This is a genomic window from Citrobacter sp. RHB35-C21 (assembly GCF_013816515.1).
GTDB classification, from domain to species: Bacteria; Pseudomonadota; Gammaproteobacteria; order Enterobacterales; family Enterobacteriaceae; genus Citrobacter; species Citrobacter braakii.
On the sequence record NZ_CP057147.1, the window covers coordinates 3,456,472 to 3,478,636 of the forward strand.

The window sequence follows — 22,165 nt, forward strand, 5'->3', positions numbered from 1 at the left end:
GACGGGAAAATTATTCGACGCCCTTGCTACGCAGGTAATCTTCGTAGTTACCGGTGAAGTCGATTACGCGTTCCGGCGTAATTTCAATCACGCGGGTTGCCAACGAACTGACGAACTCACGGTCGTGAGAAACGAAGATCAGCGTACCCTGGTACATTTCCAGCGCCATGTTCAGCGACTCGATAGATTCCATATCCAGGTGGTTGGTCGGTTCATCCATTACCAGGATATTCGGTTTCTGCATCATCAGCTTACCGAACAGCATGCGTCCTTTTTCACCACCGGACAGCACTTTAGCAGGTTTCTTGATATCGTCCTGGCTGAACAGCAAGCGACCAAGGAAGCTACGTACTACCTGCTCATCGTCGCCTTCCTGTTTCCACTGACTCATCCACTCGAAGACCGTCAGATCGTTTTCGAATTCGTACTCATGATCCTGCGCGTAGTAACCAACCTGGGCGTTTTCAGACCATTTCACGGTACCGTTATCCGGCTGTAATTCGCCGACCAGCGTTTTCAGCATGGTTGATTTACCCACGCCGTTGGCACCAAGAATGGCAATTTTCTCACCGACTTCCAGCAGCAGGTTAAAGTTTTTAAACAACGGACCTTCATCAAACCCTTTCGTCAGCGCTTCCACTTCCAGCGCGTTACGGAACAGTTTCTTATCCTGTTCGAAGCGGATGAACGGGTTCTGACGGCTGGACGCCTTCACTTCGTCAAGCTTGATCTTATCAATCTGACGCGCACGAGAAGTCGCCTGACGAGATTTAGATGCGTTGGCGCTAAAGCGGCTGACGAAGGATTGCAGATCGGCAATCTGCGCTTTCTTCTTGGCGTTATCGGCCAGCAGACGTTCACGCGCCTGAGTTGCCGCCGTCATATATTCGTCGTAGTTACCCGGATAAACACGCAGTTCGCCGTAGTCCAGATCCGCCATGTGCGTACAGACCATGTTCAGGAAGTGACGGTCGTGCGAAATGATGATCATGGTGCTGTCACGCTCGTTCAGCGTCTGCTCCAGCCAGCGGATGGTGTCGATATCCAGGTTGTTCGTTGGTTCGTCGAGCAGCAGAATGTCGGGGTTAGAGAACAGCGCCTGTGCCAGAAGCACACGCAGCTTCCAGCCGGGGGCGACTTCGCTCATCGGGCCATAATGCTGTTCTACCGGAATACCTACGCCCAGCAGCAATTCACCCGCACGCGCTTCCGCAGAGTAGCCGTCCATTTCGCCATACTGAACTTCAAGGTCAGCAACTTTATAGCCGTCTTCTTCGCTCATTTCGGCCAGGGCGTAAATGCGATCGCGCTCCTGCTTTACTTCCCACAGTTCACCGTGACCCATGATCACGGTGTCAAGCACGGTGAACTCTTCAAAGGCGAACTGATCCTGACGCAGCTTACCAATGCGCTCGTTCGGATCGAGGGAAACGTTGCCCAGCGTCGGTTCGAGGTCGCCGCCGAGAATTTTCATAAAAGTGGATTTACCGCTACCGTTCGCGCCAATCAGGCCGTAACGGTTGCCGCCGCCAAATTTGACGGAAATATTTTCAAACAGCGGCTTACTGCCGAACTGCATGGTGACGTTGCTGGAAACTAACACTGGCGTATCCTGAAAGAGAAAGAAATATGTGACGAACCGCTTATTATGCCATAAGTCTGCAATAAGATCGCGCCTTGATGCTGAAGGGATAAAGTGAAAGCAAAAGGAAAAAAATGTGATTTAGTACACATCCGAATTCCTTGTTGCTCAGATTGCACATATAATGCGTGCCCAACACTACATAAATCTCAACCCACTAGCCTGCCTGGCACTGAATCTCGCATACATGAACATGAATATGAAATTAACAACGCTTTTCGCGGCGGCACTCGCAATAGTTGGTTTTTGTAACACCGCTTCTGCCGTCACGTACCCGCTGCCTACCGATGGCAGCCGTTTGATCGGCCAAAACCAGGTCATCACTATTCCTGAAGGCAACACCCAACCGCTGGAGTATTTTGCGGCGGAGTATCAGATGGGTCTGTCTAATATGCTGGAAGCCAACCCGGGCGTGGATACCTTCCTGCCGAAGGGCGGCACCGTCCTGAACATACCTCAGCAATTGATCCTGCCGGATACCGTGCATGAAGGTATTGTTATTAACAGCGCTGAAATGCGTCTGTACTACTACCCGAAAGGCACCAACACCGTTATTGTTCTGCCGATCGGTATTGGTCAGTTGGGCAAAGACACGCCAATCAACTGGACCACCAAAGTAGAACGTAAAAAAGCGGGCCCAACCTGGACGCCAACGGCAAAAATGCATGCGGAATACCGCGCTGCGGGCGAACCACTGCCAGCTGTTGTTCCGGCAGGTCCGGATAACCCGATGGGCCTGTACGCGCTGTATATCGGTCGCCTGTACGCCATCCACGGCACCAATGCTAACTTCGGCGTCGGCTTACGCGTCAGCCACGGTTGCGTGCGTCTGCGTAACGACGACATCAAATTCCTGTTTGAAAATGTGCCGGTCGGCACCCGCGTACAGTTTATCGATGAGCCGGTAAAAGCCACGACTGAACCAGACGGCAGCCGTTACATCGAGGTACACAACCCACTGTCTACCACTGAAGCACAGTTCGAAGGCGGGGAAATCGTACCGATTACGCTGAACAAGAGCATTACCAGCATCACCGGTCAGTCTGACGTCGATCAGGCCGTCGTTGAGCAGGCGGTACAGAACCGTTCAGGTATGCCGGTTCGTCTGAACTAAGCATCAAAACTGTCCCTTCGCCTTATCGGGCCTACTTAACCTGTAGGCCCGATAAGCGCCAGCCCCATCGGGCACAATCCTCACATCACCTGCAATAAACCATACCCTACCAGCGCCGCCCATATCAGCATCGGCACCGAATACCAATGAAAACGCCACCAGATCCGTCGATCGTTTGCCATCCGTAAAGCAATAAGATTCGCCAGCGATCCCGGCAACAACCCAAAACCGCCCACATTGACCGCCCAGGCCAGCAGCAGCGTTGGCGGGACGTAGTTCAGCAGCAAAATCGTGCTGGGAACATTACTGATAAACTGCGACAGGCCAATGGCCGTCAACCAAAGCCCCGGCGCTGAAAGCGTGCCAATCTGGTGGGTAATATCCTGCAAGGCCGGGAGTTGCGTCAGCAAGTGCACATCAATGAACATCGCCATAAACACCAACAGCAGCGTCCAATCCACGCTGAGGATCACGCGGCGAGCCAGCACCATGAATCCTGCCGCGACGATCGCCAGGCCCCACAGCTCGTGTTTTAACTCCAGTGCCACCAGGAAAATGATATACAGCCCCAGACAGCTCCACACCAGGCGCGGTTGCCAGTCAGGTGCGCGCGTACCGGTATGATAATGCAATGCTTTATGCGGGAAACTGAACCAGCACAGCACCACCAGCGTCAGCATCATGGTCCCCGCAAGCGGCGCCATCTGCCAGGTAAACGCGGTAAACGATAAGCCGGAGCGTCCCCACATCAGAATGTTTTGCGGATTACCTATTGGCGTGAGCAATGATCCGGCGTTTACCGCCAGCGCCTCAAAGATAATCAGGCGATTTACAGGAATGGCGCACAATTTTTTCAGGGTGATCGTCAGCGGAACAACAATAAACAGCGCAACATCGTTGGTCAGAAACGTCGACAGCAGCGCCGCCGCCAGCACCATAAATATCGCCAATTGACGTTCGGTGTTAAAGCGCCGGGTCATCTTGCGCCCTAACACATCGAAGTAACCGCTTAGCTCCACGCCTTTGGTCAGTAACATCAGGCCGCTAAGCGTAATAATCGTGTGCCAGTCTATCGCCCCCGGCCACGACCTTGGCGTAAATGGCACGAACAGGCTCAGTACAACCCCGACGATGATTAACAGCTGAAAAAAGCGATCGCGCTGTAAGGCGCGTAGTAAAGGAAAACTCATTCAGAGCCTGTGCCTTGCTGTTGCGTAAACCGGCTAAAAGCCTCCAGCGTTTCCTTACTGACGTGATGCTCCATTCCCTCCGCGTCGCGACGGGCAATTTCCGGGCTGATACCTAACATCAGCAGGAAATTCTCCACAATCTGGTGACGCTCCCGACTCTCCTGAGCCAGTCGTTCACCTTCTGCGGTTAAAAACACGCCCCGCCAGGGGATCATTTCAATCAACCCAACTGAAGCAAGACGCTTAAGCATTTTAGCAACCGTCGGCTGGGAAACCCCAAGCCGTGCGGCCATATCTACCTGGCGTGCTTCACCCACCTCAATAATGAGATCGGAAATCAGCTCTACGTAGTCATCAATCAGCTCACGGCGATGTGCCTCCCGGACCTGACGAAATCCTTCAACGTGTTCTTCGACATTCACCAATTGCGTCACTTTTTTTGTTGTTGGCATACCTGCGCGACGACTCATTCTGCTTCCTCGTTACTGTGACGCGTTAACGGCATCTGATTAGAGAACGCTCATTGTAAACCAGAGTTGCGTGGGCACAAAAAATTAACGTTTTAGCAATAGCTATATAATATAGCCTGTGCTATATCTGTATATAATAAAGACATCCCTCAAGGACTGATGGGATCGTGAAGTCAGGAGGTTTATATGAATGAATTTAAGAGGTGTATGCGCGTGTTTAGCCACTCTCCCTTTAAAGTACGGTTAATGCTGATCTCTATGCTGTGCGACATGATTAACAGCAAACCAGAGCAGGATAAACCTGCAGATAAATAATGCGGCGTCGCGGTACGCCGCTTCATTTTCCTGCCGTAACTCGGATACGGTGATCGTTTTCGTGCCAATAACCCTTCTTTTTGTCAGTTTTGCCACGCCCCTCGCAAAACAATTTCTTAGTAGTAGTTGACCTTCTCTTGCACACACTCTATCTTTTCGCAGCCCTGCATATATTGCGGCTCGCGGATGCGGACCCTATCCCCCTTCTCGCTCTCTCAGGCAGGCAATGACCCTTAGCGCCAGGGTAAGCACATGGCGTTTTTGTAACAGTGGCATATGAATTTAACCCTCAAAGATTCAATCATTGCTCGTAGCCGGGCGATTAGTCCGTGGACTGGCCTCTATTTCTTACAGTCTCTGCTGATCAACCTTGCGCTGGGCTATCCGCTTAGCCTGCTCTATAGCGTTGCTTTCACCTGTATATTGATGCTGCTGTGGCGCAGCGCGCCGCGTGCGCAGAAAGTGCTGATTGGCATTTGCTCGCTGATAGCGGCAATGTACTTCCCGTTTGGCCAGGCTTACGGTTCGCCGAACTTCAATACCTTGCTGGCGCTGCACTCAACCAATATGGAAGAGTCTACTGAAATCCTGACCATCTTCCCCTGGTACAGTTATCTGGTTGGGGTGCTTATTTTCGCCCTCGGAGTTATCGCCGTACGCCGTAAAAAAGAGGTGCAGCAGCGTAGCTGGAACAAGTTCGACAGCATTTGTTTGCTGTTCAGCGTTGTCGCGTTCTTTGTAACCCCGGTGCAAAACCTGGCCTGGGGCGGCGTGTTCAAGCTGAAAGACACCGGCTATCCGGTTTTCCGCTTTGCCAAGGACGTTATCGTTAATAACAACGAAGTGCTCGACGAACAAGAGCGTATGGCGAAGCTGGCGAGCGTGAAAGACAACTGGACGGTAACCGCCGTGAAGCCGAAGTATCATACCTACGTCGTGGTCATCGGCGAAAGCGCCCGCCGCGATGCGTTAGGCGCTTTTGGCGGCCACTGGGATAACACCCCGTTTGCCAGTTCCGTTAACGGCTACATCTTCGCGGATTACATTGCGGCAAGCGGTTCGACACAAAAATCACTCGGCCTGACGCTGAATCGGGTGGTCGACAATAAACCCCAGTTCCAGGATAACTTTGTCACTCTGGCCAACCGCGCGGGATTCCAGACGTGGTGGTTCTCCAATCAGGGACAGATTGGTGAATACGATACGGCCATCGCCAGCATTGCGAAGCGAGCTGATGAAGTTCAGTTCCTCAAAAGCGGTGATTTCGAAGCGGATAAAAATACCCGTGACGAAGCGTTGTTGAAGATGACCGCCCAGGTGCTGGCAACTGAGCGCACTCAGCCACAGCTTATCGTGCTGCATTTAATGGGCTCACATCCGCAGGCCTGCGACCGTACACAGGGTAAATACGAGACTTTCGTCCAGTCAAAAGAGACATCTTGCTATCTGTACACGATGACGCAGACGGATGACCTGCTGCGCCAGCTTTACGATCAGTTACGTAACAGCGGTAACAGCTTCTCGATGGTCTATTTCTCCGATCATGGCCTCGCGTTTAAAGAGCGGGGGAAAGAGGTGCAGTACCTGGCGCATGACGATCAGTTCCAGCAGAATTTCCAGGTACCATTTATGGTGCTGTCGAGCGATGATAAAGCGCACCGGGTGATTAAAGCCCGTCGCTCCGCCAATGATTTCCTCAGCTTTTTCTCGCAGTGGACGGGGATAAGCGCGAAGGAAATCACCAACAGCTATCGCTTTATTTCAGAGAAAAAGGCTGGCCCGGTGTATATCACCAACTTCAAATTGCAGAAGGTGGACTACAACCATCTGGGTACCGACATCTTTGAGACCAAATCTCGTTAATCTCTGAGTTGCGCACAAAAAAAATCCGCCCCGAGAGGCGGATTTTTTGTATCACCGAAGTGATTAGAAGCGGTAACCCACGCCAGCGATCCAGGTGCCAACGTCAACGCTACGAATACGGCTCTGCTCGTAGGAGAAGTCCAGAGCAACGTTTTCGATCGGGTTGAACTGCAGACCAGCACCGTAAGAGAAACCGTAGTCACTGGTGGTGTGGTTATCAGCCGGGGATGCTGCGTTCTGGAATTTACCGTAGCCAACACCCACTACACCGTAGATGCTTGCCCAGTCGTTCAGACGGTAAGCCGGGCCAGCAGTGATGCCGTAGTACTGGGTTTTGTTGTAGTCGCCAGACGCATCGGTACGATCTTTTTCAGTGTAAGTGAAGGAACCGATAACACCCAGCGGGTTGCTGTCCTGCTCGTAGCGATACTTCAGGTTAAAACCGTTCATTTTGTTCGCTGCGCCCTGAGCATCGCTCTGAGCGTAACCACCGGTAACGGTAGAAGTCGCAGCTACAGCAGTACCTGCGGAGAAAGCCAGAACAGCGGCCAGTGCTGAAAGACATGCAATTTTTTTCATAACCACCTCAAATGTGCTTCAAGTAAATCCTAAGTTTTAAATATACCAAAAATTGATGGGAAACTCTTTGCGATTCGCGATGTCTAACGGGGTCTTTCATGTAACAGAACGTTTCAGAAACCCGCTATCTCTTTCAATTAACATCACTTTTCTAACCTAAAATGCCATTATTGCGCGCACAATATGGCACATTCATCCAGAATATTCCTAATCACACAGATTATTAATCCATCACTTTCATGCCATTGTACGGAACTGAGCAATTTTTTTTTCAACGAATACTCAACCAGCGGTGCGTATTTCCATTACACTCGCTGTTTTACTTTTCTATACATCACGTCATCCGTGTCGTAGCAAATTTGCAACGTCACGCAGATGAAGGCGTGTAATTATCATTTGACAGGAGAAAGGATGCCGGGGTCGTCACGTAAAGCGCCAGTCTGGTTGCCTATTTTGGTTTTGCTTATTGCTATGTCCTCCATTCAAAGCGGAGCATCTCTGGCAAAATCGCTATTCCCACTCGTCGGTGCGCCGGGCGTTACCGCATTGCGCCTTGCGCTGGGCACCCTCATCCTTATTGCCTTCTTTAAACCCTGGCGTTTGCGATTCGCCAAAGAACAACGCCTGCCGCTGCTGTTTTATGGTCTGTCTCTGGGCGGGATGAACTATCTCTTCTATCTGTCAATCCAGACCGTCCCGCTGGGAATTGCCGTAGCGCTGGAGTTCACCGGCCCGCTCGCGGTAGCACTGTTTTCATCCCGACGTCCGGTGGATTTCATTTGGGTTGCACTGGCTGTACTCGGGCTTTGGTTCCTGCTGCCGTTAGGTCAGGACGTTTCTCACGTGGATTTAACCGGTGCTGCGCTGGCGCTGGGCGCTGGCGCCTGCTGGGCAATCTATATTCTTACCGGGCAACGTGCCGGCGCGGAACATGGTCCGGCGACCGTTGCGGTAGGGTCATTAATTGCGGCGCTGATTTTTGTACCCATCGGCGCGCTCCAGGCCGGGGATGCCTTGTGGCACTGGTCCATTCTACCGTTAGGCCTGGCCATTGCGGTCCTCTCCACTGCGCTTCCCTACTCGCTGGAGATGATTGCGTTGACGCGGCTGCCAACTCGCACTTTTGGTACTCTGATGAGTATGGAACCCGCACTGGCTGCGGTTTCAGGAATGATCTTCCTCGGTGAAACGCTGACGCTTGTCCAGACGCTCGCTCTGGGCGCCATTATTGTCGCATCAATGGGTTCGACGCTCACTATTCGCAAAGAACCACAAATTAAGCAAGTTGACGTGAATTAACCACTTAATATTCTGCATGGTTTGCATAATCATGCAGAATATCCAATTGTAAATCTGCGTGATAATTATTCTAATAAATATAATTTTCTCATCTGCATATTTCTTGAAATTTTTACATTAACATAAAAATAACACACCCCCATTAATAACCATCATATCCATATGATTTTATTGGTTATTTCATACCCACCCCTCTCTTCGCTATTAAAGTGATAGGTAACACCAGAAAAATAAATCCAAAATTCACGCTATACTTATTCCCGTTGAAGAGCTGGGACATAATTATCAAGAGGATATGAAAATATGAGTACCGCAAAACTGGTAAAAACAAAAGCATCTGCCCTCCTTTATACCCGCAACGATGTAACAGATAGCGAAAAGAAAGCGACCGTAGAGCTGCTGAATCAGCAAGTGATCCAGTTCATCGACCTGTCTTTGATCACCAAACAGGCTCACTGGAACATGCGCGGCGCGAACTTCATTGCTGTGCATGAAATGCTCGATGGCTTCCGTACTGCTCTGACCGACCACCTCGATACCATGGCTGAGCGCGCCGTACAGTTAGGCGGTGTGGCATTGGGTACCACCCAGGTTATTAACAGCAAAACGCCTCTGAAAAGCTATCCGCTGGATATCCATAGCGTACAGGACCACTTAAAAGAGCTGGCCGATCGTTATGCCGTCGTCGCTAACAGCGTCCGTAAAGCCATTAGCGAAGCAAAAGACGAAGATACAGCAGATATCTTCACCGCCGCTTCACGCGACCTCGACAAATTCCTGTGGTTTATCGAAGCCAACATTGAATAACAGCAGACATAAGAATTATCTATATAACCCTCGCCCTGGCGGGGGTTTTGCACATCTATGGTGCATGACATTGATCGTTCGTCACTCCAAAGTAAATTATTTGTAATAATCACTTCACACAATCGTTAACGAAAGATTGTTTTATCAACAATTTTTACGCTAAATAGTCATACCGTTTGCACTGTGTCAGGTACGCACCAAATGAGTGCCCCAAAACAGTGCAGATTACCCACTTTGCCCTACTTATTGTGCAGAGAAACGAGACGCCCTCTTGTTAAAACAATGAGTTGCAAAACTGGCACGATTTTTTCATTAAGCCATATGTTCTCGCAGGGGATCGCCCCGTGGATATAAAAGGAAATCCTATGAAGTCTGTATTAAAAGTCTCACTGGCTGCACTTACCCTGGCTTTTGCGGTGTCCTCCCATGCCGCAGATAAGAAACTGGTTGTCGCAACCGACACCGCGTTTGTACCGTTCGAATTCAAACAGGGTGACAAATACGTTGGTTTTGATGTGGATCTGTGGGCTGCAGTGGCCAAAGAACTGAAGCTGGATTATGAACTGAAACCAATGGATTTCAGCGGCATCATCCCGGCTCTGCAAACCAAGAATATCGACCTGGCGCTGGCGGGTATCACCATCACTGATGAGCGTAAGAAAGCGATCGACTTCTCTGACGGCTACTACAAAAGCGGTCTGTTAGTGATGGTCAAAGCGAATAATAACGACGTGAAAAGCGTGAAAGATCTGGATGGTAAAGTCGTCGCTGTGAAGAGCGGCACGGGTTCCGTTGATTACGCGAAAGCTAACATCAAAACCAAAGATCTGCGTCAGTTCCCGAATATCGATAACGCATATATGGAACTGGGCACCAACCGCGCAGACGCCGTACTGCACGACACGCCAAACATTCTTTACTTCATCAAAACCGCTGGCAACGGTCAGTTCAAAGCAGTAGGCGAATCCCTGGAAGCCCAGCAGTACGGTATCGCCTTCCCGAAAGGCAGCGATGAACTGCGTGAGAAAGTGAACGGCGCGCTGAAAACGCTGAAAGAGAACGGCACATACAACGAAATCTACAAAAAATGGTTCGGTACCGAACCTAAATAACAAGAACGTTCTGTAACGCCCGGTAGCGCCAGCGCCGCCGGGCCTGCAATTTTGAGTCATCACGTTATGGCTCATTACTTTTCTCACCACGGTAACAGGAACGAAATATGCAGTTTGACTGGAGTGCCATCTGGCCCGCCATCCCGCTTTTGATTGAAGGCGCCAAAATGACCCTGTGGATCTCGGTCCTCGGTCTGGCAGGCGGTCTGATAATCGGGCTTGCAGCAGGGTTTGCGCGTACTTTCGGCGGTTGGATAGCCAACCACGTAGCGCTGGTGTTTATCGAAGTCATTCGCGGTACGCCAATCGTTGTGCAGGTGATGTTTATTTACTTTGCCCTGCCAATGGCATTTAACGATTTACGCATTGATCCCTTTAGCGCCGCCGTTGTCACCATCATGATCAACTCCGGCGCCTATATTGCGGAAATCACCCGCGGCGCGGTGCTCTCAATCCATAAAGGATTCAGCGAAGCCGGACTGGCGCTTGGGCTTTCACGTACAGAGACTATCCGCCACGTTATTTTACCTCTCGCGCTGCGTCGTATGCTGCCACCGCTGGGCAACCAGTGGATCATCAGCATTAAAGATACCTCGCTGTTTATTGTCATTGGCGTCGCTGAACTGACCCGTCAGGGCCAGGAAATCATTGCCGGTAACTTCCGCGCACTGGAAATCTGGAGCGCCGTTGCGGTGTTCTATCTGATCATTACGCTGGTGCTGAGCTTCATTCTGCGTCGTCTGGAAAGAAGGATGAAAATCCTGTGATTGAATTTAAAAACGTTTCTAAGCACTTTGGCCCAACCCAGGTGCTGCACAATATTGACCTGAACATTCAGCAGGGCGAAGTGGTGGTAATTATCGGGCCATCCGGGTCCGGCAAATCAACCCTGCTGCGCTGCATTAACAAACTGGAAGAGATAACCTCTGGCGATCTGATCGTCGACGGTCTGAAGGTAAACGATCCAAAGGTAGACGAGCGGTTAATCCGCCAGGAAGCCGGGATGGTGTTTCAGCAGTTCTACCTGTTCCCGCATCTGACGGCGCTGGAAAACGTCATGTTCGGACCGCAGCGCGTACGCGGGGCGAATAAAGAACAGGCCGAGAAACTGGCTAAAGAGCTGCTGGCGAAAGTAGGTCTGGCCGAGCGTGCGCATCACTACCCTTCTGAGCTGTCTGGCGGTCAACAGCAGCGTGTGGCGATCGCCCGTGCGCTGGCGGTGAAGCCGAAAATGATGCTGTTTGATGAGCCAACCTCAGCGCTGGACCCGGAACTGCGCCACGAAGTTCTGAAAGTTATGCAGGATCTGGCGGAGGAAGGGATGACCATGGTCATTGTGACCCACGAAATCGGCTTTGCCGAAAAAGTGGCTTCACGCCTGATTTTCATTGATAAGGGACGTATTGCCGAAGACGGTAATCCGCAGGCCCTGATTGAAAATCCGCCCAGCCAACGTTTACAGGAATTCTTGCAGCACGTTTCCTGATAGCTCTCCCTCCCTTCGCCTGAAGGGAGGTTTTTCACCAGAATCCTCTCATTTCATTTCTCCCCCGCCCTGACATCTATACTTATCCTTTTGAATTTATTTTCTCATGGGAGGAGTCATGCGCTGGATCCTGTTCATCTTTGTTTGTCTGGTGAGTCTCCCGACTCAGGCGGTGACGATACCTGGCGTCACTACGCCAACGTCAACCAACGCGCAAACCGCGCCGGCGAAAGAGCCGGATGTTGAACAGAAGAAAGCGGCCTACGGCGCACTGGCTGATGTGCTGGAAAATGATGCCTCGCGCCAGGAACTGATCGGTCAGTTACGCAAAGTGGCGACAGCGCCCCCTGCCGAGCCGGTGCCAACCATTGTTCCGCCCACGTTAACGGAAGAAAAAACGGTGCTGGAAAACGTCACGGATGTCACCCGCCACTACGGTGAGGCGCTCTCCAGCCGCTTTGCTCAGCTTTACCGCAATATTACCGATGCACCACACAAGACCTTTAACCCGCAAACGTTCACCAATGCCCTGACCCATTTTTTAATGCTGGCGGCGTCAGTGTTCGGTTTTTTCTGGCTGCTTCGCCTGTGTGCGCTGCCGCTGTATCGCAAAATGGGGCAATGGGCACGACGGAAAAACCGCGAACGCAGCAACTGGCTCCAGCTTCCGGCGATGATCATCGGCGCATTCATTATCGATTTGCTTCTGCTGGCGCTGACTTTGTTTGTCGGGCAGATACTGAGCGACAGAATGAACGCCGGTAGCCGCACTATCGCCTTTCAGCAAAGTCTGTTCCTCAATGCCTTTGCGCTGATTGAGTTCTTCAAAGCCATTCTACGCCTGATATTTTGCCCAACGGTGGCCGAACTGCGCCCGTTTAACATTCAGGATGCCGGTGCGCGCTACTGGAATCGCCGTTTAAGTTCATTGAGCAGCCTGATTGGATACGGACTTATCGTTGCCGTTCCCATTATCTCGAATCAGGTCAACGTGCAGGTCGGCGCGATGGCAAACGTCATCATCATGCTCTGTATCACGCTATGGGCGCTGTACCTGATTTTCAGAAACAAGAAAGAGATAACGCAGCATTTGCTGAATCTGGCGGAAAGATCGTTAGCGTTTTTCAGCCTGTTTATCCGCGCCTTTGCGCTGGTATGGCATTGGCTGGCCAGCGCCTACTTCATTGTGCTGTTTTTCTTCTCGCTGTTTGATCCTGGCAACAGCCTGAAATTCATGATGGGCGCTACGCTGCGTAGCCTGGTGATCATTGGAATCGCCGCTTTTGTTTCCGGCATGTTTTCCCGCTGGATAGCCAAAACTATTACCCTTTCGCCACACACCCAGCGCAGCTATCCGGAACTACAAAAACGGTTGAATGGCTGGCTGTCGACGGCGTTAAGCGTGGCCAGGATCCTGACGGTGTGCGTCGCGGTAATGCTGCTACTGAATGCCTGGGGATTGTTCGACTTCTGGAACTGGCTGCATTACGGCGCAGGAGAAAAAACGGTGGATATCCTGATCCGTATCGCGCTGATTTTATTCTTCTCCGCCATCGGCTGGACGATCCTTGCCAGCCTGATTGAAAATCGTCTGGCTTCCGATATTCACGGCCGCCCGCTCCCCAGCGCCCGTACCCGCACCCTGCTGACGCTGTTTCGCAACGCGCTGGCGGTGATCATCAGCACGATCACCATCATGATTGTGCTATCCGAAATTGGCGTCAATATCGCGCCCTTACTGGCCGGGGCCGGGGCGCTGGGGCTGGCTATCTCTTTCGGCTCGCAAACGCTGGTAAAAGATATTATTACCGGGATCTTTATTCAGTTCGAAAATGGCATGAACACCGGCGACCTGGTGACTATCGGCCCACTCACCGGTACGGTTGAACGGATGTCCATCCGCTCTGTGGGCGTCCGTCAGGACACCGGGGCGTACCATATCATTCCCTGGTCATCGATAACGACCTTCGCCAACTTTGTGCGCGGGATTGGATCGGTCGTCGCCAATTACGACGTAGACCGCCATGAGGATGCAGATAAAGCGAATCAGGCGTTGAAAGACGCTGTGGCTGCAGTGATGGAACAGGACGATATTCGCGGGCTGATTATTGGCGAGCCGTCGTTTGCCGGGATTGTGGGGTTAACCAATACGGCCTTCACGCTACGGGTCTCATTTACCACATTACCGCTGAAACAGTGGACGGTACGTTTCGCGCTCGACAGCCAGGTGAAGAAATACTTCGATCTGGCCAACGTACGCGCGCCAGTACAGACGTATCAGGTTTTGCCTGCACCGGTGAATGGCCCTGCGTCGGCAGCAAGCGAACCGCTGCCGCCAACCGAGCCAACGCTTTAGCGTTTACGCGCCATAAAACGGCGACGCTGATCGTTATCCATAAAGGTCCAGGCAATAAAGCGACTCTGCTTTTGCCCCTGGGCCATCTCTTTCTTAACCACTTTCACCGCCCCCGCATCCGTTAACGCGTGGTACAGCGGAGGCAAATTCTCACCGCGCGAAACCAGCGTGGTGAACCACATCACCTGACGGCCAAAGGCCTGGCTTTCGGCGATCATTTTTTTGATGAACGCCACTTCACCGCCTTCACACCACAGCTCCTGCTGCTGCCCGCCAAAGTTCAGCGCATCATCTTTATCCTGCCCCAGATTACGACGTTTGCGCTCGCTTCCGGCGCGGGCTGAAGCCGCAGAATCATGGAAAGGCGGGTTACACAATGTGGCTTCATATTGCTCATTCTTGTGAATGATACCGTTGAAGATTGCCGTAGCATCTTTCTGGCGACGCAGACGAATAGCACGAGTTAACCCCGGATTGGCATTTACGATCGCCTGAGCGCTGTTAAACGCTTCGCTACTGGTCTCACTACCGGTGAATCGCCAGCCATATTCATGCACGCCGATCAACGGATAAATACAGTTTGCCCCAACTCCCACGTCCAGCACGCTCGCATTTGCCGGAATGGTTCCGCTGGTTTCACCTAACAGGTCGGCCAGATGGTGAATGTAGTCAGCGCGACCAGGAACCGGCGGGCACAGAAAACCGTCTGGAATATCCCAGTTTTTCACCGCATAAAAATGCGCCAGCAGTGCTTTATTGAGCGCCTTCACTGCCTGCGGATTCGCGAAATCAACACTCTGCTCGCCGCCTGGCGTGAGGGTGAGAAATTGCGTCAACTCGGGTGTAACCTGGCATAAAGTCGCAAGATCATAACGGCCATTGTGGCGGTTGCGTGGGTGTAATCCCGGTTTCTGGGGGGGCATAGCATTCTCCTTTTAACAGCGGCGTAAGATACCCGCATAACGCCACGCGGTAAACACACAGCAAGGAAATTTGCTTTTTTTATACCTATTTGATGGCTTGCTGATTGTTCAAAAAACAGACACCTCATCACCAGTTTTTTGCGGTAAATGTCATCCGCTGACGGCCTAAACTTATCAGGCACGACCTGTTGTTTCTCAGAGGATATCACCATGAAGAAATGCCTCACATTCCTTGCCGCTACCGTACTGACCGGCATGACATTTGCGTCCTTTGCTGCACAGCCCTACACCAGCCCTCAAACCGGCCAGCTACAAGCTTCCGGCACTGTTTTCGCTACCGGAGCCTCTAACCTGAGCGATCTCGAAGACAAGCTGGCAGAGAAAGCGAAAGAACAAGGCGCAAAAGGCTTTGTCGTCAATTCTGCGGGCGGTAAAAACCAGATGTACGGCAGCGCAACTATCTATAAGTAGTCCCTCACCTTAGCCCAACTGCATTCACCCCGAATGCAGTTTGCTACCTGCTGTTCACGTCGTTCACCGCTCAAATTGTAATCATCGTGTAGCAATTTTGAATCCAATGTAAATAAATGTATTTATTTTTGAATTAATGAATGCTAAAACGTCGCACTGATTAGTAATGCTTATCAAAATCATTATCAATTACATGTTCACTCCCGCGAGGCCTGCAGGGTATAACATCCACAGAGATGTCCCTTCGCGCGAGTGAAACCGTCTACTCAAAAAATAATAAGTCACTCACTAACATGGATAAAAATCGCAATTTGCCTGCCAGTAGTTTTCATTCACTGACTTTTTTTGCCGGTCTGTGTATTGGCCTGTCTCCGGTAGCTCAGGCTGTCGCCGCGGGCGATCAAGATAAAAAACAAGAAGATACGCTGGTTGTTGAAGCGGCCAAACCTTCGCTATACGCCCCAACGCAGTCTGCCGACCCTAAGTTCTCCCGCCCGGTAGCGGATACAACCCGCACCATGACAGTGATTTCTGAGCAGGTAATTAAGGATCAAGGTGCAACCAATCTGACCGATGCGCTGAAAAACGTACCGGGCGTTGGCGCGTTTTTCGCCGGTGAGAACGGCAACTCCACTACCGGTGACGCGGTATACATGCGTGGTGCGGATACCTCGAACAGTATTTATATCGACGGTATCCGTGATATTGGCAGCGTTACGCGCGACACTTTCAATACCGAACAGGTTGAAGTGATCAAAGGCCCCTCCGGCACCGACTATGGCCGTAGCGCGCCAACGGGCTCCATCAATATGATCAGCAAACAGCCGCGCACTGACTCAGGGATCGATGCCTCGGCCAGCGTCGGTAGCGCCTGGTTCCGCCGTGGTACGCTGGACATTAACCAGGTCATCGGTGAGACCACCGCTGCACGGTTAAACCTGATGGGTGAAAAAACGCATGATGCCGGTCGCGATAACGTTAAGAATGAACGTTATGGTGTGGCCCCCTCGCTCGCCTTTGGCTTAGGCACTGAGAACCGACTGTATCTGAACTATCTGCATGTCACCCAGCACAACACCCCGGATGGCGGTGTCCCCACCATCGGTCTGCCTGGATATTCCGCGCCTTCCGCGGGGACTGCTGCACTGAATCAGTCAGGAAAAGTGGATACGCATAACTTCTACGGTACCAACTCGGATTACGACGATTCAACGACCGATACTGCAACGATGCGTTTTGAACATGACCTGAACGACAGCACCACTATTCGCAACACCACCCGCTGGTCACGCATTAAGCAGGATTATCTGATGACGGCGGTGATGGGCGGCGCGACTAACATCACCCAACCCTCCAGCAGCGTCGACACCTGGACCTGGTCACGCCTGGCAAATACCAAAGATGTCAGCAATAAGATCCTGACCAACCAAACCAACCTGACCTCAAAATTTTACACCGGATCCATCGGTCACGACATCAGCACCGGCGTGGAGCTAACGCGCGAAACGCAAACCAACTATGGTGTAAACCCGATCACCCCGCCGCCGGTAAATATCTATCACCCCGACAGCAATGTGAATATCGGCGGATTGTCTCGTAACGGCGCTAATGCTAACGGGCAAACCGATACCTTCGGTGTATACGCCTTTGATACGCTACAGATTACCCGTGAGTTTGAACTGAACGGTGGTATTCGCCTCGACAATTACCGCACGGAATATGACAGCGCCACCGCTTGCGGCGCTTCTGGTCGCGGCGCGGTCGCGTGTCCGACAGGCGTGGCGAAAGGTTCTCCGGTCACCACCGTGGATACTGCCAAATCAGGCAATCTGGTGAACTGGAAAGCGGGCGCGCTGTATCACCTGACCGATAACGGTAACGTTTACATTAACTACGCCGTTTCTCAGCAACCGCCGGGCGGCAGCAACTTTGCCCTCGCTCAGGGCGGAAGCGGTAACAGTGCGAACCGTACCGATTTCAAACCGCAGAAAGCGAAAACCAGCGAGATCGGCACCAAATGGGAGGTGCTGGATAAGCGCCTGCTGTTAACTGCCGCGATTTTCCGTACGGATATTGAGAACGAAGTTGAGCAGAACGACGACGGCACATATTCCCAGTACGGGGAGAAGCGCGTTGAAGGTTACGAACTCTCGGTAGCAGGGAACATCACTCCCGCATGGCAGGTTATTGGGGGTTACACCCAGCAGCGCGCGACGATCCACAGCGGCAAAAACGTTGCTCAGGATGGTTCTTCATCCCTGCCGTACACGCCAGAACATGCGTTCACGCTGTGGAACCAGTATCAGGCTACCGATGATATCTCTGTTGGCGCGGGCGCTCGCTACGTGGGCAGTATGCATCGCGGTTCCGACGGGGCCATGGGTACGCCATCCTACACCGAAGGTTACTGGGTCGCCGACGCGAAACTGGGTTATCGCGTGAATCGCAATCTCGATTTCCAGTTGAACGTCTATAACCTGTTCGACACCGATTATGTATCCTCCATTAACAAGAGCGGATACCGTTATCATCCGGGCGAGCCAAGAACCTTCCTGCTCACGGCAAATATGCATTTCTGATCTTTTACGTGGGGCGTAAGCCCCACTTTCAGGAGAAACACTGATGATGTATCACATTCCCGGCATTCTGTCGGCGCAGGATGTCGCCTGGTTTCGCGAACAACTGGACGCTGCCGACTGGGTTGATGGCCGCGCAACCACCGGCGCTCAGGGCGCGCAGGTTAAAAACAACCAGCAGGTGAATACGCAAAGTGAACGTTACGGCGTTTTACAACAGGCGGTACAAAACGCGGTGAACAACAGCGCGTTATTCTTCGCCGCTGCATTACCGAAAACGCTCTCCACACCGCTGTTCAATCGCTACCAGCACAACGAGACCTACGGTTTTCACGTTGACGGCGCGGTGCGTAGTCATCCGGAAAACGGCTGGATGCGCACAGATCTTTCCGCCACCTTATTCCTGAGTAATCCCGACGATTATGAGGGAGGAGAGCTGCTGGTCAATGACACCTACGGCCAGCATGCGGTAAAACTTCCGGCAGGCGATCTGGTACTTTACCCTTCCAGCAGCCTGCACTGCGTTACGCCAGTGACCCGTGGGGTTCGGGTGGCATCCTTTATGTGGATCCAGTCGATGATCCGGGACGATAAAAATCGCGCCATGCTTTTTGAACTGGATAAAAACATCCAGTCCCTGAAGACACGTCATGGGGAGAGTAGCGAGATCCTGTCGCTTCTCAATCTCTACCATAACCTGCTGCGCGAATGGTCTGAAATCTGATACCGCTGACACGTGGTCGTTTTTCAGCCATCACATTCGCTATACTTATTTTGTAGACATCAGCAGGAGGTAGGTATGGCATCCGGATGGGCAAATGACGACGCTGTTAACGAACAGATCAACAATACTATTGAAGATGCTGTTGCCCGCGCCCGCGGTGAGTTACCGACGGGGGAAAGTCTGTATGAATGCGAAGAATGTGGCAATCTAATCCCTCAGGCCAGACGGGAGGCCGTGCCCGGCGTACGCTTGTGCATCACATGCCAGCAGGATAAAGATTCACATAGTGCAGCATTTTCAGGATATAATCGCAGAGGTTCGAAAGACAGCCAGCTACGTTGACTTATCTTTACCGAAAGTTTCAGCGCATACGATTTCCTTTACGAGCACGCTTTTTTGCACTCTGTGTAGCAAAATGTGCCGTTGTCGGTTTCTCTGTAAAGCGCAATGACAAGAACTGTAAATCCCTCTTTCGAATTTATTAATATTCAATAAGTTATTTGTCATTCAATTTTTTTGATTGATGTCGTCAATTCTATTCGATTTTATCTCGCATAAAAAAACGTGATACTTCTCACATCGACGAAACAACGTCTTCTTAAAGAACACTGACTAACAGAACAAACCTGCGAGAAATTAATCATGAAAAATATCAAATTTGCTGTTGCCGCCATCGCTCTGTCTACCCTGTCATTTGGCGTTTTCGCTGCCGAGCCAGTTTCCTCTACTCAGGCGCAAAACATGAACAAAATTGGTGTGGTATCTGCTGACGGCGCCACCACGCTGGACGGCCTGGAAGCAAAACTGGCTGAAAAAGCGACTGCTGCTGGTGCAACGGGTTACAGCATCACTTCCGCTATCGGCAAAGACAAAATGAGCGGCACCGCGGTTATCTATAAATAACCGAAAGATTACCTGTACGACCCAATGCTCCAACCCTCATTGACCCTGTTTGTTACCCTTTGTTTGCCCGTCCGCCACTGGACGGGCTTTTTTTTGCTTAGTGTTCCAGTCGTTGACGGAATTCCTGCAACACGGCGTCTGGCATCCCTATTTGCAACGCCGCCTCGCAAATCGCCTGCCAGCTTCCGGCATCCAGCGGAATACCTTGCTCCAGCCGTTCTTCACGAGTATTCACCTCCCACTCCCCTGGCAACAGGATCGGGGCATCTTCAGCATGGGGGGACGCTTTCACCCACTTAGCAAAGGCCGCGACCTGGTTGTCGCAGTCCGGCGCGCCAAACAGTTCCGGATTCATAATGATGGTCGTCATACAGTTAATGATGGCGTCCGCGCTGGTCTGCAGGCTCTCTTCATGTGTGGTTTTACCACCAGAAAGCGCTCCCCCCATAATTTCGCACATTGCCGCCAGCGCATAACCTTTGTGTTGGGCGAAGGTCAGCAACGACCCCAGTGGAGAGACCTGCATTACGGCAGGATCGGTTGTGGGTACCCCATTAGCATCAATCAGGCATCCCGGAGCCACCGGCTCACCCTTGTGCCAAGCCACACGGGTTTTGCCAAACGCGATGGCGCTGGTTGCATAGTCCAGCAACAACGGGAACGTATTTTTACGTGGGAACACCACGCAGAAGGGGTTGGTGCCAAATCGACTATCGTGGCCATGAAACGGTGCGACCATCGGGATCCCTACCACATTCACAAAGTGCACCGAAACAAAACCCGCCGCCGCACATTGCTCCGCCCAGTAGCCAATACGTCCAATATGGTGCGAATTATGTAATGCCACGGCAGCGATACCGTACTGGCGCGCTTTTTCGATCCCAAGCGTAATTGCCTCGTGGGCCGCCACCTGACCAAATGCGCAGTCGCCGTCAAGCGTAATCACCGCTCCCGCATCGTTGACCACTTTGGCATGGCGGTTGATCTGCAGGTGTCCCTGCGAAAATGAGCGAATATAGCTTGGGATCATGCCGATACCGTGGGAGTCGTGGCCGGCGAGGTTAGAGGCTATCAGATGATCGGCCACCAGCCGCGCCTCCAGCTCATTGCTTCCCATCTGGTGAAAAACGGCCTGGATAAAGGCGTGCAGCGTTGGCACATGGAAGCGATGTCCACTGTTCATTGTTATCTCCTGTTGTGTCGCGTGTTGATTGTGTTTCTTATTTTTCAACAAACTATGCTGCGCCACAGCGCTCAGGAGATCAATAAACGTGCAGAAATTTCACGTTGCCGGAAGGCGTGAAGCGACGGGCCAGGCAAATGACCCGTCGAGAGAAAGAAAAATCAGAAGCTTTGCTCGACGCGGCCAAGTCCTTCAGCCAGCGTCGCGGATTCACCGGTTGCTACCAGGCAGCAGGCCATCTGGATCTTCAGCGATGCCGGAACCGGCTCACTGCCCGCCAGACAACGCTCAATCCAGCGCGCGGTAGTTTCCGGGTCTTTAGCCACCGGCAGTGGGACCGGCTCATCGGGCATCTCGCTCTGCCGGTCCTGTAGCACTCGCACGCCGGACGAATCTATCAGGCTTATCTGCGGGCAGCGCTGCGGGTTGGCGTACACTTCACCCTCGGTACCGTGCATCAACAGGGCACGCCCACCGATATCGCCGAAAAATTTCGCCACGCGCGATACGTATTCCGGGTGAGAAACGCTGGAAAGACGCAGCGCGGCATCTTCGGCAAACGGCGTGGCTAATTTAGCCAGCGTATGCGCACTGTTACGCACGCCCATTCGCCAGCGCATCGCCAGCTGTTTTTCCAGCGGAGGACACAGCGCACTCACCGGGATAAACACCGGCTCATGACCATCCAGCTTTGCCTGTGCCTGCCCGGCATGCAGCGTCGGCGCAATCCCCATCAGTTCGAAAATGGTTTCAGTCAGCACGCGGGTTGGATCCTCGCTGACACCGTGCACCACCACCGGGAAGCCCAGTTTATGCAGTAAAATCGCCAGCAGCGGAGTCAAATTTGCCTGCTTGCGCGCGCCATTGTAGCTGGGAATGACAATCGGCATGGGTTTGGCCACTGGCGGACTCAGGCGAATGGTGTGGTTCTGCATCGCTTCGTAAAAGCCCAGCATCTCCGCTTCACCTTCGCCTTTAATGCGCAGCGCAATCAGTACACCGCCCATCTCAAGATCGGGCACCTCGCCGTTCATCATATGGGTATACAGTCCGCGAGCAGTATCCTTATCCAGGTCACGCGCGTGATTTTTTCCTCGCCCAATCTCTTTGATGATTTTGCGGTAATCCATCGATAACTCCTTGCCTGTTGCT

The 22,165-nt window shown here is 52.1% G+C and carries 21 protein-coding genes; 14 read left to right on the top strand and 7 right to left on the bottom strand.

The genetic code is table 11. From position 1 onward, the window contains the following. Positions 1–10 precede the first annotated feature (10 nt). Positions 11–1,603: an ABC-F family ATPase gene (locus HVZ39_RS16900; RefSeq protein ID WP_016156073.1), complete on the bottom strand. Its 1,593-nt coding sequence runs from the start codon at positions 1,601–1,603 to the stop codon at positions 11–13. A 232-nt stretch (positions 1,604–1,835) separates the two neighbouring features. On the opposite strand from HVZ39_RS16900, the gene ldtB reads away from it, so the two are divergent. Next, the gene (ldtB, locus tag HVZ39_RS16905; RefSeq protein ID WP_003035268.1) at positions 1,836–2,756 is read left to right on the top strand and encodes a L,D-transpeptidase; all 921 of its coding nucleotides are present in this window, start codon (positions 1,836–1,838) and stop codon (positions 2,754–2,756) included. 80 nt (positions 2,757–2,836) lie between these two features. On the opposite strand, the gene HVZ39_RS16910 is transcribed toward ldtB, so the two are convergent. Together HVZ39_RS16910 and mntR are read right to left on the bottom strand one after the other, a co-directional pair. Beyond that, a complete protein-coding gene (locus HVZ39_RS16910; RefSeq protein WP_181632731.1) occupies positions 2,837–3,946 on the bottom strand; it encodes an anion transporter in 1,110 nt (369 codons plus the stop codon). Then, positions 3,943–4,416, bottom strand: coding sequence for a manganese-binding transcriptional regulator MntR (mntR, locus tag HVZ39_RS16915; protein ID WP_003831586.1), 474 nt, complete (start codon positions 4,414–4,416; stop codon positions 3,943–3,945). Before mntR ends, HVZ39_RS16910 begins: the two co-directional genes overlap by 4 nt. Positions 4,417–4,602: 186 nt before the next feature. On the opposite strand from mntR, the gene mntS reads away from it, so the two are divergent. Both mntS and HVZ39_RS16925 read left to right on the top strand, forming a co-directional pair. Then, positions 4,603–4,731, top strand: coding sequence for a manganase accumulation protein MntS (gene mntS / locus HVZ39_RS16920; RefSeq protein ID WP_046274644.1), 129 nt, complete (start codon positions 4,603–4,605; stop codon positions 4,729–4,731). A gap of 276 nt (positions 4,732–5,007) precedes the next feature. Beyond that, the gene (locus tag HVZ39_RS16925) at positions 5,008–6,594 is read left to right on the top strand and encodes a phosphoethanolamine transferase (protein ID WP_181632732.1); all 1,587 of its coding nucleotides are present in this window, start codon (positions 5,008–5,010) and stop codon (positions 6,592–6,594) included. A 63-nt stretch (positions 6,595–6,657) separates the two neighbouring features. On the opposite strand, the gene ompX is transcribed toward HVZ39_RS16925, so the two are convergent. Further along, on the bottom strand, positions 6,658–7,173 hold the full coding sequence (gene ompX, locus HVZ39_RS16930) for an outer membrane protein OmpX (protein ID WP_016152372.1): 516 nt from the start codon (positions 7,171–7,173) through the stop codon (positions 6,658–6,660). A 411-nt stretch (positions 7,174–7,584) separates the two neighbouring features. On the opposite strand from ompX, the gene rhtA reads away from it, so the two are divergent. The 6 genes from rhtA (at position 7,585) to ybiO (ending at position 14,233) form a co-directional block, all read left to right on the top strand. After that, positions 7,585–8,472: a threonine/homoserine exporter RhtA gene (gene rhtA, locus HVZ39_RS16935; protein ID WP_016156069.1), complete on the top strand. Its 888-nt coding sequence runs from the start codon at positions 7,585–7,587 to the stop codon at positions 8,470–8,472. 303 nt (positions 8,473–8,775) lie between these two features. Continuing rightward, on the top strand, positions 8,776–9,279 hold the full coding sequence (gene dps, locus HVZ39_RS16940; RefSeq protein ID WP_006685362.1) for a DNA starvation/stationary phase protection protein Dps: 504 nt from the start codon (positions 8,776–8,778) through the stop codon (positions 9,277–9,279). 365 nt (positions 9,280–9,644) lie between these two features. Beyond that, positions 9,645–10,391, top strand: coding sequence for a glutamine ABC transporter substrate-binding protein GlnH (gene glnH, locus HVZ39_RS16945; protein ID WP_016152370.1), 747 nt, complete (start codon positions 9,645–9,647; stop codon positions 10,389–10,391). Between the two features lie 107 nt (positions 10,392–10,498). After that, positions 10,499–11,158: a glutamine ABC transporter permease GlnP gene (gene glnP, locus HVZ39_RS16950; RefSeq protein WP_003035248.1), complete on the top strand. Its 660-nt coding sequence runs from the start codon at positions 10,499–10,501 to the stop codon at positions 11,156–11,158. After that, positions 11,155–11,877 (top strand): glutamine ABC transporter ATP-binding protein GlnQ, encoded by a 723-nt coding sequence (glnQ, locus tag HVZ39_RS16955; protein WP_003035246.1) that lies wholly within the window; start codon positions 11,155–11,157, stop codon positions 11,875–11,877. Before glnP ends, glnQ begins: the two co-directional genes overlap by 4 nt. A 118-nt stretch (positions 11,878–11,995) precedes the next feature. Continuing rightward, positions 11,996–14,233, top strand: coding sequence for a mechanosensitive channel protein (gene ybiO, locus HVZ39_RS16960; protein WP_181632733.1), 2,238 nt, complete (start codon positions 11,996–11,998; stop codon positions 14,231–14,233). Here the strand turns inward: ybiO and rlmF are convergent. Further along, on the bottom strand, positions 14,230–15,156 hold the full coding sequence (gene rlmF / locus HVZ39_RS16965; RefSeq protein WP_047359435.1) for a 23S rRNA (adenine(1618)-N(6))-methyltransferase RlmF: 927 nt from the start codon (positions 15,154–15,156) through the stop codon (positions 14,230–14,232). The genes ybiO and rlmF overlap by 4 nt on opposite strands. Positions 15,157–15,366: 210 nt before the next feature. Between rlmF and mcbA the strand changes: the two genes are divergently transcribed. The 5 genes from mcbA (at position 15,367) to ybiJ (ending at position 19,830) form a co-directional block, all read left to right on the top strand. Further along, complete coding sequence (gene mcbA / locus HVZ39_RS16970) at positions 15,367–15,627, top strand: DUF1471 family periplasmic protein McbA (protein WP_016152367.1); 261 nt, start codon at positions 15,367–15,369, stop codon at positions 15,625–15,627. 293 nt (positions 15,628–15,920) lie between these two features. Continuing rightward, on the top strand, positions 15,921–18,206 hold the full coding sequence (locus HVZ39_RS16975) for a catecholate siderophore receptor Fiu (protein WP_181632734.1): 2,286 nt from the start codon (positions 15,921–15,923) through the stop codon (positions 18,204–18,206). Positions 18,207–18,249: 43 nt separating this feature from the next. After that, positions 18,250–18,927: a PKHD-type hydroxylase YbiX gene (gene ybiX, locus HVZ39_RS16980; RefSeq protein WP_047501257.1), complete on the top strand. Its 678-nt coding sequence runs from the start codon at positions 18,250–18,252 to the stop codon at positions 18,925–18,927. Positions 18,928–19,002: 75 nt separating this feature from the next. Then, on the top strand, positions 19,003–19,269 hold the full coding sequence (locus HVZ39_RS16985; protein WP_181632735.1) for a DksA/TraR family C4-type zinc finger protein: 267 nt from the start codon (positions 19,003–19,005) through the stop codon (positions 19,267–19,269). Positions 19,270–19,569: 300 nt separating this feature from the next. Continuing rightward, positions 19,570–19,830, top strand: a complete 261-nt coding sequence (ybiJ, locus tag HVZ39_RS16990; RefSeq protein WP_016152363.1) for a DUF1471 family protein YbiJ — start codon at positions 19,570–19,572, stop codon at positions 19,828–19,830. A gap of 97 nt (positions 19,831–19,927) precedes the next feature. Here the strand turns inward: ybiJ and HVZ39_RS16995 are convergent, their stop codons facing one another. Together HVZ39_RS16995 and ybiB are read right to left on the bottom strand one after the other, a co-directional pair. Next, entirely contained in the window at positions 19,928–21,013 is a 1,086-nt protein-coding gene (locus HVZ39_RS16995) for a malate/lactate/ureidoglycolate dehydrogenase (RefSeq protein WP_181632736.1), read from the bottom strand. A gap of 161 nt (positions 21,014–21,174) precedes the next feature. Next, on the bottom strand, positions 21,175–22,143 hold the full coding sequence (gene ybiB, locus HVZ39_RS17000; RefSeq protein ID WP_181632737.1) for a DNA-binding protein YbiB: 969 nt from the start codon (positions 22,141–22,143) through the stop codon (positions 21,175–21,177). Between the last annotated feature and the right edge of the window lie 22 nt (positions 22,144–22,165).

Bases quoted from the DNA above. Each gene is read 5' to 3' on its own strand.
- ldtB (WP_003035268.1), top strand. From the start codon at position 1,836: ATGAATATGAAATTAACAACGCTTTTCGCGGCGGCACTCGCAATAGTT.
- HVZ39_RS16910 (WP_181632731.1), bottom strand. From the start codon at position 3,946: ATGAGTTTTCCTTTACTACGCGCCTTACAGCGCGATCGCTTTTTTCAG.
- mntR (WP_003831586.1), bottom strand. From the start codon at position 4,416: ATGAGTCGTCGCGCAGGTATGCCAACAACAAAAAAAGTGACGCAATTG.
- mntS (WP_046274644.1), top strand. From the start codon at position 4,603: ATGAATGAATTTAAGAGGTGTATGCGCGTGTTTAGCCACTCTCCCTTT.
- HVZ39_RS16925 (WP_181632732.1), top strand. From the start codon at position 5,008: ATGAATTTAACCCTCAAAGATTCAATCATTGCTCGTAGCCGGGCGATT.
- ompX (WP_016152372.1), bottom strand. From the start codon at position 7,173: ATGAAAAAAATTGCATGTCTTTCAGCACTGGCCGCTGTTCTGGCTTTC.
- rhtA (WP_016156069.1), top strand. From the start codon at position 7,585: ATGCCGGGGTCGTCACGTAAAGCGCCAGTCTGGTTGCCTATTTTGGTT.
- dps (WP_006685362.1), top strand. From the start codon at position 8,776: ATGAGTACCGCAAAACTGGTAAAAACAAAAGCATCTGCCCTCCTTTAT.
- glnH (WP_016152370.1), top strand. From the start codon at position 9,645: ATGAAGTCTGTATTAAAAGTCTCACTGGCTGCACTTACCCTGGCTTTT.
- glnP (WP_003035248.1), top strand. From the start codon at position 10,499: ATGCAGTTTGACTGGAGTGCCATCTGGCCCGCCATCCCGCTTTTGATT.
- ybiO (WP_181632733.1), top strand. From the start codon at position 11,996: ATGCGCTGGATCCTGTTCATCTTTGTTTGTCTGGTGAGTCTCCCGACT.
- rlmF (WP_047359435.1), bottom strand. From the start codon at position 15,156: ATGCCCCCCCAGAAACCGGGATTACACCCACGCAACCGCCACAATGGC.
- mcbA (WP_016152367.1), top strand. From the start codon at position 15,367: ATGAAGAAATGCCTCACATTCCTTGCCGCTACCGTACTGACCGGCATG.
- HVZ39_RS16975 (WP_181632734.1), top strand. From the start codon at position 15,921: ATGGATAAAAATCGCAATTTGCCTGCCAGTAGTTTTCATTCACTGACT.
- ybiX (WP_047501257.1), top strand. From the start codon at position 18,250: ATGATGTATCACATTCCCGGCATTCTGTCGGCGCAGGATGTCGCCTGG.
- HVZ39_RS16985 (WP_181632735.1), top strand. From the start codon at position 19,003: ATGGCATCCGGATGGGCAAATGACGACGCTGTTAACGAACAGATCAAC.
- ybiJ (WP_016152363.1), top strand. From the start codon at position 19,570: ATGAAAAATATCAAATTTGCTGTTGCCGCCATCGCTCTGTCTACCCTG.
- HVZ39_RS16995 (WP_181632736.1), bottom strand. From the start codon at position 21,013: ATGAACAGTGGACATCGCTTCCATGTGCCAACGCTGCACGCCTTTATC.
- ybiB (WP_181632737.1), bottom strand. From the start codon at position 22,143: ATGGATTACCGCAAAATCATCAAAGAGATTGGGCGAGGAAAAAATCAC.